11 protein-coding genes are annotated in these 12074 nt (G+C 39.7%); 3 read left to right on the top strand and 8 right to left on the bottom strand.

Annotated features, from left to right (window positions below):
• Window positions 1-88 precede the first annotated feature (88 nt).
• The 3 genes from AKA01nite_RS04365 to AKA01nite_RS04355 are packed head-to-tail and all read right to left on the bottom strand — an operon-like array spanning window position 89 to window position 3030.
• Entirely contained in the window at window positions 89-757 is a 669-nt protein-coding gene (locus AKA01nite_RS04365) for a DUF6320 domain-containing protein (RefSeq protein WP_146924099.1), read from the bottom strand.
• Window positions 757-2103 (bottom strand): condensation domain-containing protein, encoded by a 1347-nt coding sequence (locus tag AKA01nite_RS04360; RefSeq protein WP_146924098.1) that lies wholly within the window; start codon window positions 2101-2103, stop codon window positions 757-759. The genes AKA01nite_RS04365 and AKA01nite_RS04360 overlap by 1 nt, the downstream gene beginning before the upstream one ends.
• A gap of 15 nt (window positions 2104-2118) precedes the next feature.
• Window positions 2119-3030: an alpha/beta hydrolase gene (locus AKA01nite_RS04355; protein ID WP_146924097.1), complete on the bottom strand. Its 912-nt coding sequence runs from the start codon at window positions 3028-3030 to the stop codon at window positions 2119-2121.
• A 253-nt stretch (window positions 3031-3283) separates the two neighbouring features.
• Between AKA01nite_RS04355 and AKA01nite_RS04350 the strand changes: the two genes are divergently transcribed.
• From AKA01nite_RS04350 to AKA01nite_RS04340, 3 genes are all read left to right on the top strand, one after another.
• The gene (locus AKA01nite_RS04350) at window positions 3284-3607 is read left to right on the top strand and encodes an ArsR/SmtB family transcription factor (protein ID WP_246116985.1); all 324 of its coding nucleotides are present in this window, start codon (window positions 3284-3286) and stop codon (window positions 3605-3607) included.
• Window positions 3608-3762: 155 nt separating this feature from the next.
• The gene (locus AKA01nite_RS04345; protein ID WP_146924096.1) at window positions 3763-5688 is read left to right on the top strand and encodes a heavy metal translocating P-type ATPase; all 1926 of its coding nucleotides are present in this window, start codon (window positions 3763-3765) and stop codon (window positions 5686-5688) included.
• A 62-nt stretch (window positions 5689-5750) separates the two neighbouring features.
• Complete coding sequence (locus AKA01nite_RS04340) at window positions 5751-6401, top strand: peptide-methionine (S)-S-oxide reductase MsrA (RefSeq protein WP_146924095.1); 651 nt, start codon at window positions 5751-5753, stop codon at window positions 6399-6401.
• A 108-nt stretch (window positions 6402-6509) separates the two neighbouring features.
• Here AKA01nite_RS04340 and corA read toward each other — a convergent pair whose 3' ends face one another.
• From corA to AKA01nite_RS04315, 5 genes are all read right to left on the bottom strand, one after another.
• On the bottom strand, window positions 6510-7466 hold the full coding sequence (corA, locus tag AKA01nite_RS04335; protein ID WP_146924094.1) for a magnesium/cobalt transporter CorA: 957 nt from the start codon (window positions 7464-7466) through the stop codon (window positions 6510-6512).
• Between the two features lie 164 nt (window positions 7467-7630).
• The gene (locus AKA01nite_RS04330; RefSeq protein WP_146924093.1) at window positions 7631-8671 is read right to left on the bottom strand and encodes a MupG family TIM beta-alpha barrel fold protein; all 1041 of its coding nucleotides are present in this window, start codon (window positions 8669-8671) and stop codon (window positions 7631-7633) included.
• Window positions 8658-10085, bottom strand: coding sequence for a PTS transporter subunit EIIC (locus AKA01nite_RS04325; RefSeq protein WP_146924092.1), 1428 nt, complete (start codon window positions 10083-10085; stop codon window positions 8658-8660). Before AKA01nite_RS04325 ends, AKA01nite_RS04330 begins: the two co-directional genes overlap by 14 nt.
• A 28-nt stretch (window positions 10086-10113) precedes the next feature.
• On the bottom strand, window positions 10114-11004 hold the full coding sequence (gene murQ, locus AKA01nite_RS04320) for an N-acetylmuramic acid 6-phosphate etherase (RefSeq protein WP_146924091.1): 891 nt from the start codon (window positions 11002-11004) through the stop codon (window positions 10114-10116).
• Entirely contained in the window at window positions 11005-11850 is an 846-nt protein-coding gene (locus tag AKA01nite_RS04315; protein WP_146924090.1) for a MurR/RpiR family transcriptional regulator, read from the bottom strand.
• Between the last annotated feature and the right edge of the window lie 224 nt (window positions 11851-12074).

Raw genomic sequence — 12074 nt, 5'->3', positions numbered from 1 at the left:
TATCTTTTTTATCTGACAATACTTGGATCAGTTCATGAACGATTTTTAAATTTCTTTCACCCTGTACACTTCCCTGTTTATTTATTTCTTATACATGCATTCGTTTTTCCAGTTCACTGATTACAGCCTGTCGATGTCTGAAAAAGACAGCAATCGACATAAGAAGGCTCAGCAGAATAGACACAAGACTCGGCAGTATGAAAACGACCCAGTTCATCACTAGAAAGACTGCCGGTATCAAGCCCATGATGGCTGCCAGCTGCAGATAAAGAACGTAGTCTTCAGCCTTCAATTTCACCACTTGAATGGAAATGAACATTGAAAGCAGTGCCGAAACACAGAGTATGGGGATGACAAAAGTTAAAGACCAGCCCAGCCAGCCATTAATGTAATCAAAATACAGACTAATTAGCGAAAACAAAAACAGGATATAGACGATCCCCTTCACTATATTTCGGCGTTTTCTTATGATAACAAGCATCATCAGCCACATGATCATGATGCCGAATAATACATATTCAAGATCAAAAAATTTAAAACGCCAGATAAAGTGAGCTACGAAGTATAAAAAGATAATCAGTACTGAACTGAAACTAAGGATCCGTCTGATTTTTTTGCGATTAAATTTTAAAGGAGCTTTTGGAAAGTCAGTCTCTTCTGGCTGTGTGCTTTGGTTTGTTTCCAATTTCGTCTGGCACAGCGGACAAGTGGACCAGTCTCCTTTAAAATCCGCATGACATGCAGGACAATGTTTCATTACTCATTGATCTCCTCTCTGGATACTTTATTCACGTCCATCATCACATCGATCTTTCTCTCTGTCAGTAAACAAACAAATTCCCGGTGAATATCTGTTTCGATAAATGGACTCGTGAAGCTTATCGATAAAATGTTTCTGTAACTGATCAGACAAAACTGTGGACGTATCGCTGAGGTGTAGAAAAAGGTTCGCTTGACGTATTGTTCCATTCCATCAGGTAGACGAACCCGACCTAGGTTAGACATTGCTACTGTGATATTTTTATTGTTGAAGTAATTCACCAGTTTCAACATGCCATCCTTGAGTGGCCTGGGAGCGATACGTATCAGTGGATGAAATTCAAATTTTATGAGTCTTTTTAACCGTTTCTCCAATGCCTCTTTTTTCAGCTGCGCTTTGAACTGATGGGCTAATGTGTCATATAAATCATCTAAATACTCATTTTTTTCAGGTTTGAACGTGTAAGCAACAACTGTCGTACTGAAGAAATTTCTTACCGAAACTGAGGGGAAAAATTGTCTTAAATTGATAGGGATCGAAGTCGTCACTGTTACATCTCCCGTTTTATCTTCACGCGCCCGGTAAACTGCCAGCATGTATAATGCAGTCATGTAAAGGGTCAACGAGACCTTTTTAGCGCGTGCTAATGCCAGTACCTCATCTAGTTGTGTACTCAGTTCAATGACACGTTGTCTGTGATCCGGTGTTTTGTCTCCTTTGACATGGTAAACAGAAGATGCTTTAGGTTTTAAAATGCCTGAATAGCCGTCATCCTGTGTTTCTATTTCTTTATATTTTTCTAGAGGCGCCATGCTCGCTTCGATCGCTGCGTATTTTTTCTTTTGACTGAAATACCGTTTGAAACTGTCTTCCAAGTCGGCTTTTTCTCTTTTCTTTGGTTTATCCATGGAATCAAGGCGTTTAGCCTGTCTTAACCTAACATACTCACTCAGCAGGTCTTCAAAAAACCACAACGCTCCCGTCCCATCAGTCAAGGCATGAAATACCTCTAAATGAATACGGTCTTTGTAATAAAGGACGCGAAATAAAAACTCCCGCTTATCGTAGTGGTAAAGGGGTGAACAAGGCGGATCGGTTTCCTGTTTCACCTTAGGCATCCCGTCGTATTCTTCCAGATAATACCAGAAGATCCCCCGTCTTAAAACGTTATGAAATAACGGGTATTCTTTGTATACCGCTCTAAGAGCAGACTGGAGTAGAACAGGATCGACTATTTCCGTCATTTCAGCCGATAATCGGAACACTTTCGTATCCGTCTCATTTCTTGCAGCTAAAAAGATGTTGGATGCATTGTCTAATCTGACCCACTTTTTTTTCTCCATAGCTGCAGCTCCTCTCTAATTTTTCAAAAAATCAGCTATCTCTTTCAATGTTTCTTCCACCGGTTCAGTAAATGCCGGATAATTGATGAAGCCGTGGACACTATCTAACACTCGATGGATTTTCACCTTGTTCCCCGCTTTTCTCAATGCTTTACCATAAGCTTCTCCCTCATCCCGCAAAGGATCGAATTCTGCTGTTATGATAAATGTTTCTGGTAAATGTGTTAAGTCTTCAGCCATCAAAGGGGAAATCATTGGACTTTTCCGCTCACTCATATCCGGACCGTACAATTCCATGAACCCCTGTATTTTCTTTATCGTCATACCATAATCATAACCATTTGTTCTCACCGATTCAAAAGGTGAATTTTCTGTATGATCCCAGTAAGTTAAAGGATAAATCAGCACTTGTTTTTTGGGCATTGCTTTTTTGCGGTCACGTAAAAGCATCGATACCACGGCAGCCAGATTCCCCCCAGCTGAATCCCCCATGATTACCCAGTCTTCTTCCTCGCTATCCTCTAAAGGTGTAAGCAGAACTTCTGCCACTCGGTAAACATCATCCAATCCGGCAGGAAAAGGATTTTCGGGTGCCAGCCGATAATCGACTGAGTAAACGACCCTGCCGAGATGGTCCGCTATGTTGACGCATGCCCGTGTGTAGTAGTCGATGTCGCCTATGACCCAGCCCCCTCCGTGAACATAGAGAATAGGCTCCGGGTGTTTTTTAATTTTAGGATAAAAAATACGAACAGGTATTTCATGTTCATTCTTAACTGAATAAATCTTTTCGTCCAGTGTCCGGTAACGGGCGGTAGGAACGCCGGAAAAGAATTTCTGTATTTTCCTCACCCACTGGTAGTCTTCTTGTATATCGATGCGCGGTGAAGAAGCCAGGCGCAATAAAAATTTAAATACTGGATTCATTGTTTTCCCTCATTATCATCAGACATCTTTCTCAAGTGACTTCTATTTACTATGAAGTATACCAAAAATAAGCAGCTGGGTTCCTGGTCAAACCTAATTAATCTACATTTTTCATAAGTTTTCTTAGGTACTCATTTTCATGAAAAGTTATAACCTTTACGCCGTAGCTGTTTTTCAGTATACTAATATTTACAAAAAAGATAAGCGATACTGCTTTTGCAATTTTTAATGTTATAAAATGGAGGTCATTATATTGGAAAAAAATACGCAAAACCATACCATAGAAACCGAAATAGATACAGAAGTTTTGACTCGTGTTGCTCAGACGTTTAAAATACTGGGTGATCCGACGCGCATCCGTATTCTTAAACTTCTTTCTAAAGAAGAATTATCTGTTAATGAAATCGTTGAACGGCTGGATCTCAAACAATCCAATGTTTCTCAACAGCTCAAATCATTGAAAAATGTACAACTAGTGAAATACCGCAGAGAAGGAACCACTGCGTACTACACTTATGATGACGATCATGTTATCACCACGCTTGAAGAGATGATCGACCATGTCAGCCATTCTTAAAATGATCTAAGATTTCGTTGATCATTTGCTTATATATTAGTATATTGTAATATATTAATGTATACTGTCCTTAGAAAGCACTACAGCGAGTGATCTCGTTTAAAAAATATCAGAAAGTGTTTTGAAAGCAAAAAAATTACTGGAGGAGAAAGTAAATGAATCAGTTGAAGACAGAAAATCCCGATATAAATACCCATGATCATGACGAACATGATCACGATCACGGCAAGGCCCCCGTCATTTTATATTTCATTGGCCTGGCATTAGCTGTCATTGCTTTATTTTTGAGCGATGACTTCACATTGGTAAAAAGCATCCTCTTTTCTCTGGCAACTATATCTGCGGGCTATCACGTCATCATACTTGAAGGTATAGGAGAGACGATCGAAAATACGAAATCAAAAGGAAAGTTTTCTCCAAACTCGCACATACTAATGGGCTTAGCTGCACTGGGAGCTTCTTTGATAGGCAGTTTCTGGGAAGGAACTTTGCTGATCCTGATTTTTTCCGGTGCTCATTTTCTGGAGGAATATGCAGAAGGGAGAAGTAAACGGGAAATATCCAGTTTACTTGAAATGAATCCCACAACAGCGCGATTGATCAAAGATGATGGAGAGACTGAAACCGTTGATGTAAGTGAACTGGAACCCGGTGATCGCCTGAAAGTCTTAAATGGCGACCAAGTACCGATCGATGGAGTCATTCTATCTGGTTCAACGTCGATCGATGAATCATCTATCAATGGAGAAAGCATGCCTAAAGAGAAGACCGAAGGAGACACAGTATTTGCCAGTACGATCAATGGCACAGGAAGCTTTACTATGGAAGTCACTAAGGAAAGTAACGAAACGGTTTTCTCCAAAATCGTGGAGTTAGTGAATCAAAATCAGAGCAACCAGACAAGAGCAGCGAGTATTATCCAAAAATTCGAACCTAAATACGTTAACTTTGTCTTGCTTGCAATACCACTCTTTGTCTTACTGGCTCCTTTTCTGTTTGACTGGACTTGGTCAGAAAGCATTTACAGAGGATTAGTTCTTTTAGTTGCTGCATCGCCCTGTGCTCTTGCCGCGGCGACAGTTTCAGTTACCTTGTCGACCACATCCAATCTGGCAAAAAGGGGTGTTTTATCTAAAGGAAGTACGTATTTATCCCAACTCGGCAATATTAAAGCTATCGCTTTTGATAAAACTGGAACACTGACTAAAGGAAAACCTGAAGTGACCGATTATTATTTTTCTGACACAATCAATGAAGAAATGATGATCGATATTATCGTCTCTTTAGAAAGTGAATCGAACCATCCCCTGGCAACTGCGATAATGGAAAAATTTGAAAGCAAAAACAAGCTGGACATAACGGTTGAAAATCAGATCGGAAAAGGGATAAAGGGTGAATACGATCATAAAATCTACCGGATAGGTAAACCGACTTCATTCAAAAATGTGCCTTTAGAATACAGACAGAAAAATGAGACATGGGCGTCTGAAGGAAAAACAGTTGTCTATGTGTCAGAAGATGAGCACGTTATTGGTCTTATTGCATTAATGGATGTCCCTAAGAAAGATACAAAAGAAGCCATTGAATATTTCAAAGCCCAGGGTATCCACACTACACTCATAACAGGAGACTCTGAAATGACCGGAAAGGCTGTTGCCAAACAATTAGGTCTTGATGAAGTGATCGCTAATGTCCTGCCCGAAAATAAAGCCGCCATCATAAACGAGCAAAAAGAAAAATATGGAATCACTGCGATGGTTGGCGATGGTGTAAACGATGCGCCGGCTTTGGTTAATGCAGATGTCGGCATCGCTATGGGAGAAGGGACAGATGTCGCAGTGGATGTATCTGATGTTGTTTTAATGAAAAATGAACTACCTAAACTAGTGAGTTCCCATAAAACTTCCAGAAAAATGAACCGAGTCATCTGGCAGAATATCGTTTTTTCAATGGCCGTTGTCGCCTTCCTGGTCCTTGTAAGTCTGCTGCAGTTAACTGACATTGCGCTCAGTGTCATTATTCACGAAGGAAGTACATTAGTCGTCATACTAAACGGTTTGAGACTCTTGACATCCAAGTAATCTCTAAAAATTTTAATGATTATGACATCACATTTTCAAAAGACACGAAAGGAAGGTTGCCTGTGCACAATTTTAATCGACGAGCAAAACAACTGGAAACTGTGACATTGGGAATGGGCTGCTTTTGGGGACCTGAAAGCCAGTTTGGTCAATATCCCGGAGTGATCCGTACGCAGACGGGGTTCTCAGGAGGTACTTCTCCTGATCCTACTTACAGAAATATCGGTGATCACACAGAGGTGGTTCAGATCGTTTTTGATGCCTCACTGATGACCTACGAGGATATTTTAAATATCTTCTGGGACAGTCATGACGCTTTTAAAGACCGCTATTATAAGGAACGTCAATATATATCACTGTTAATTGTTCATTCGACTGAGCAATTAGGCAAAGCAGAGAAAGTAAAGAAAGAGAGAGAAAACAGATACGGTAAGCAAATAAAAACAGATATTCAATATGATCTGCCTTTTTACCCTGCTGAAGACCGTCATCAAAAATATTTCCTGAAACGCTTTGATAAAGCAACAGCTTCGCTTTTCCCTTTATTTTCTGATCATAAAAGCTTCGTGCACTCAACGATCGCAGCACGGTTGAATGGCTTTGTCAGAGAAAACGGTCGACTGGATAACATCAAAGATGAGATTTCAGACTGGCAACTCACTAAAGAGGCAGAAACCATTCTCCGAGAAACTTTGAGGGATATACGCTGGTGACAAAAGGACTTTGACTTCTCTTTTTTAAATTTCACTATGAAAAAACCTGTTGAGTCAGAGGATACACTCCTGTGCTTCAACAGGTTTTTCGCTGTTATTTTAAAACGATCAGTCAAACCAGCCTTTTTTCTTGAACCAGTAAAACAGAGACAGACCAATAAACAGCATCATCCCTAAAACGATAAAGTAACTGTACCGATCGTCCAGTTCAGGCATGTAACGGAAGTTCATGCCGTAAATACCGGAAATGAGTGTCAACGGTGTGAAAATCGAGGTGATGATAGTCAAGACTTTCATGACTTCGTTGGCTTGATGAGAGGTCACGGAGAGGTAATTATCTCTGATATCCGAGGTGATTTCCCGGTTTGAACTGACCATTTCTGACACTTTTAGTAAATGGTCGTAAATATCAGAGAAGTACTCACGGCGTTTTTTTACTCCTGTCAGATGCTGAGAATTCAGCATGCGATAAAGTAAATCACGCATAGGATTGACCGTTTGACGAATATGCAGGAGCATATGACGAATATCGAACAGTTCATCCATCAATTCATCCATTGACTGATTCTGCTTATTGTCTTCTATATCATCCAGCTTCTCTTCAATGTCATAGATCACTGGGAAATAGGCATCCACCAACTTATCTAATGTCTGATAAAAGACATAGTAAGGATCCCATTTCTCTACGATTGTTTGAGAGGTAATTCTATTCCATACCTGTTCGACTTCTTTGGATTTTTCAAAATGGAAAGTAATAATATAATTATCGCCGACAAAAAAATCAAGTTCTTCTTTTACGATCTCTTTTCCTTCCTGCTTAACGGTATGCGTAACATAAAAATCATATCCATCGTAGTAATCCAATTTAGGACGCTGCAGTATAATGCCGGAGTCTTCAATAGCCAGAGGATGAAAATGAAAAACTGTATCCAGTAATTGAAACTCATCCGCGGTAGGTTCACTGAAATCCACCCAATACCATTTGTATCTCTTTAAATTTTCCTCCGTTACTTTAACGTCTGTTTCTATTGTGTCATCCGGCAAAACGCCTATAATATTGATCATTGATTAAAACATCCTTTAATAAAACTCGTGATACTTTATTATACGATAATTCATGAAAGTATTCTAACATTCTAATTGTTTACTCGACTGCAGAAAATAAATCGTTTGGTATAGAAACCTTTAATAGAAAAACAGCAGCCTTTTAATGGGCTGCTGTTTTTCTATTATTCAGCTGGTATAAACATAAATTTCTCACCATTACGCAGATTATCCAGTAACAGATGATACTTTTCATCTAAACGACCGATGACATTTACCCGTTCATCTTTTGGGTAATCTGTTTTCGTTATCTGAACTTCTCCCGAATAACGTTTATACTTTCTGTTATCCATTGTGACAGAGCCTCTATAACGCTCATCTACTTGTTTGGGTTCGACCGATCTGCCGACTTGGGCATATTGTCTGGACTCCTGTACTCGAATGAGCGTGCCCGGAGAGTCTACTCGTACAGTAAAGGGCTGGTTGTACAAGTAAGTCAGTGGTTCAGACAAAGCAACTGGAAGACGTATGAGTCCATCCTTTGTGTAGTCTAAAATCAGGCTCAACTCAAAATCAGAGAGCTTGATGTCGCCAAGGAAGACTTTGTCCGCACTGTAACGCTTTTTTAAATCAACATATTGAGCATAAGGCGACAGATAGCGATGGGATTCCAGCGTAGGCAGCCCTTCAAATAAAGGGCCGCGCTTTTTTTCATCACCTGATATAAACGCTAAAACCTGTCCTGATTTTTCTTTGATTTTATCGTTTAAAGTAGTAAAGAACAGCTCATCAAGTCCTGTTTCCGGCCTTGGATAAAAATTATGCATGTATAAACAATTTGCTTCTGCTGGGCTTTGATCAAGCAGGGTTGAAGCATTGTAGGTAAAGCTGACATCTAATGCTTCAGTTTTCACTTTTTCCAAATCAAAGCCAAAATCGAGTCTTAGATTATTTAAATGCAAGCGTCTGGACAAAGAAGCTAAAGACCTTTCTTCGAATCGATCCAGAGTCAAAGGCGAGACATCTGCCATGATCCAGAATCCATTTTGATGCAGCCACTCACACATTTCCTCAACATCTTTAACGTACGACTCTGACACTTCTTCTGATATATGCAGTGAAGTGAAAACGGGGGTGTTAGAGTTTTTCAGTTTCTCGAGTATCAGCTGCTGACTCTTGAACGCAGAGACATAAACAGCCAAACCGAATGTATTAGATGTTTGCATTTCTTAAATCGTCCTCTTTGATAAATAGACGTGTAATGATAAATCCAGCGATATAAGAAATGATGATCCCTATAGCATAGTGGATCATACCATCTTGCATAAGTGGAAGTGCGACCCATCCGGAAGGCCCCCAGGCGTTAGCCATAACACCCATCATCATGACGTATGCACCGCCAAATCCAGCACCAAGTCCAGCTGTAATGAATGGTTTCCCAAGCGGCAGTGTGACACCGTAAATCAGCGGTTCACCGATACCTAAAATACCCGCAGGCAATGCCCCTGATATTACACCTTTCAGTCTATTGTCACCGGCTTTTTTTGCAAGGAAATAAATCGCGATCGCTGCTCCGACTTGTCCGGCACCAGCCATAGCCAGTACTGGGAAGAGTGATACCCCACCAAAAGCTTCGAGTTGAATCGCATAAATCGGAATTAGACCGTGATGCAGACCTACTAATACCATCGGCAAGAAAACGGCAGCCAATATATAGCCTGATAAAATACTTACAAATGTGTTTTCAGAGCCAATGATCAAGCTTAGTCCTCTTACTAGCCAGTCAGAAAGGAAACCTGAAACAGGCATGATAATGAATACGAAAAGCAGTGTAGTGATGAGGAGAGTAACGATCGGAGTGACCATTAGATCCAATACATCCGGAATACGTTTACGGACAGCTTTTTCTATCTTGGCAAGGATGAACACACCAAAGATAACGCCGACGATTCCACCTTTACCTGTGGTTAAGATAGAATTAAGTGGCTGTTCAGCATCATATAGACCAACTAATGTAGATAAATCGATAAGCGGTGCTGCAATAGACATGGCACCGATCATCCCACCTAACGCTTCGGTTGCACCAAAACGCTTAGCGGCATTAACACCAGTGAAGATAGCAAAATAGCCAAGGAACGAGTTACCGATCAAAGCGAATGTAATGCGAATACCTTCCCAGATATCGCCACTTATCGTTTCTTCACCAATCATTGTTCCAAGAAGGCCGCTGATACCCTGGAAAATCCCTGCAGCAATAATAGCCGGAATCATAGGAATAAAGATATTAGCAATGGTTGCTAGAGCCTGTTTGAACTTGCTTTGCTGCTGCTGACCTTTGATTTCCTGTTTATTCTGCTGCCAGTTGCTTGCGCTGTTTGATGATTCAGTAACGTTATAATTTTCTACTAAAATATCATTGATCTTTTTAGCCGTGCCGGGACCGACGATGACTTGGTAGGTGTCTGCATCGTTTACGCCCATAACCCCTTCAGTACTTTTAAGTCTTTCTTCATCTATAATACTTCGGTCTTTCACGTTCATTCGCACACGTGTCATACAATTCGTAGAGGAGTAAATATTATCTTGACCACCGACAGCGTCGACGATTTCTTGAGCTAATTTTTCATTATTTTTAACCATCTGATTTTGCTCCTTTTTATAATTTAACTTATAAAGCTTTTCTTATATGTCCTTCTGATTCCTCAAGCTTTTTGATAGCCTCTTCTTTGTTGATATCTAATAAAATCATAATAATAGCTACTTTGACTTTTCCGTCACTTCCTGCCAAGGCTTTCTTAGCTGTTTCTCTTTCAACATCAGTGGCTTTCATGACAATATTTTCAGCTCGAGTAACGAGTTTCTCATTCGTTGGCTGAACATCCACCATCAAGTTTTTGTATACTTTACCAATGCCGACCATAGATATCGTGGAAAGCATATTCAATATCATTTTTTGAGTAGAACCAGCTTTCAAACGTGTTGAACCTGTTAGTACTTCAGGGCCAGGCACTGCTTCAATAGCAATATCCGCTGCATGACCGATCTTAGTGTTTTTGTTACATGCGATAGCGACCGTTGGCACGCCTGTTTCTCTAGCATAATCCAAGGCTCCGATAACATAAGGTGTACGTCCGCTAGCTGCTAAACCAACAACAATATCATTTGTATTTAATTCCAGTTTCACTAAATCTTCTTTTCCTAATTCCTTACTATCTTCAGCGCCTTCAATAGCTTCAGTAAATGCTCGTTCTCCTCCGGCAATCAAACCAACAACTTTTCCTTTAGGTGTCCCAAACGTCGGTGGACACTCTGAGGCATCAAGAACACCTAAACGTCCACTCGTTCCAGCCCCTGTGTAAATCAATCGCCCTCCTTTTTTCAGTTGTTCAATAATTTTATGCACAGCACTTTCAATTTCCGGTATCACCTCCTCGATTGCTTCGGTTACCTTTCTATCCTCTTGATTCATAACAGTGAGCGCTTCTTTTACACTCATTTGATCAAGATTCATTGTGTTTGGATTTTGTTTTTCAGTTGACATTTTTTCTAATTCAACCATTTATTCCCGCTCCTTTTTGATTTGTGTTTTTTCCAGTATTTCGATAGATTCTTCATACATTTTATTGATATAGGCAGTAAAAAGGATATCAATGACGTTAAGCTGAGCTATACGTGAAGACATGGCTCCACTTCTAAAACTGAACTCGTTAGAGGATACGTAAATAGGATGGTCCGCTAATCTATTAATCGGAGACTCCTCAGTTTTCGTGATCGACAAGATGGTAGCACCATTTTCTTTGGCAACTTCAGCACAAGTGATCATTTCTTCTGTCTGACCGGAATAGGAAATCACTAGGGCAACATCTTTTTCACTCATATTCTTTGCCATTAAAAGCTGTGTGTGCCAGTCTTCGCTGACATAAGACATTTTATCGATGCGAGTGAATTTCATCTGCGCATCCTTGGCTACCAGAAGTGACGCTCCGATTCCAAAAATTATTAGTTTCTCACAATTATAAAGCTCTTGAACGCACATTTTTATTGTCTTTGTATCGATCAATTTTTCTGTTTCTTCCAAAGAAAGAATATTTTTATGAGTTACTTTGTTGATTACTTCTTCTATCTCATCTGTTCGTGTCAATTCAGCAAGGTGTTTCTGCTTATAACTTGAACGAACAGCTTGCTCGTAAATCAAATCTTTCAAAAAGTCTTTGTATCCTTTATATCCTGTTTTTTTGCAAAGACGGATAATTGTAGAAGGAGACGAAAACGTTTTCTCTGACAAGTCATAAATCGTCATCTGACTTGTTTCTTCCACATTCTTCAAAATATATTCGATAATAGTCGCTTCAGTAGGACTAGCATTCTTTTTATATTCTTTTAAATTCAAAGTAGCTATGGCCATAGTTTATCTCCTTCTTGATTATTATAATATCAGTATAAAATAAAGTGTCAACAAAACGCTTACTTTATGAAACATAGTACCACACACTGGTTCTAAACGCTATCATACATCGTTATTTTGAAACATATTCTATTGAATGTCTTTATAAAAGTATCAAAAAATAGATACAGCCAGTGCTTTTACACATAAAAAACCCTAAAAAACATATAATAATAGATGCTTTT

This window comes from Alkalibacterium kapii (assembly GCF_007988865.1).
GTDB lineage: Bacteria > Bacillota > Bacilli > Lactobacillales > Carnobacteriaceae_A > Alkalibacterium > Alkalibacterium kapii.
This window is presented reverse-complemented; position numbering and strand designations above follow the sequence as displayed.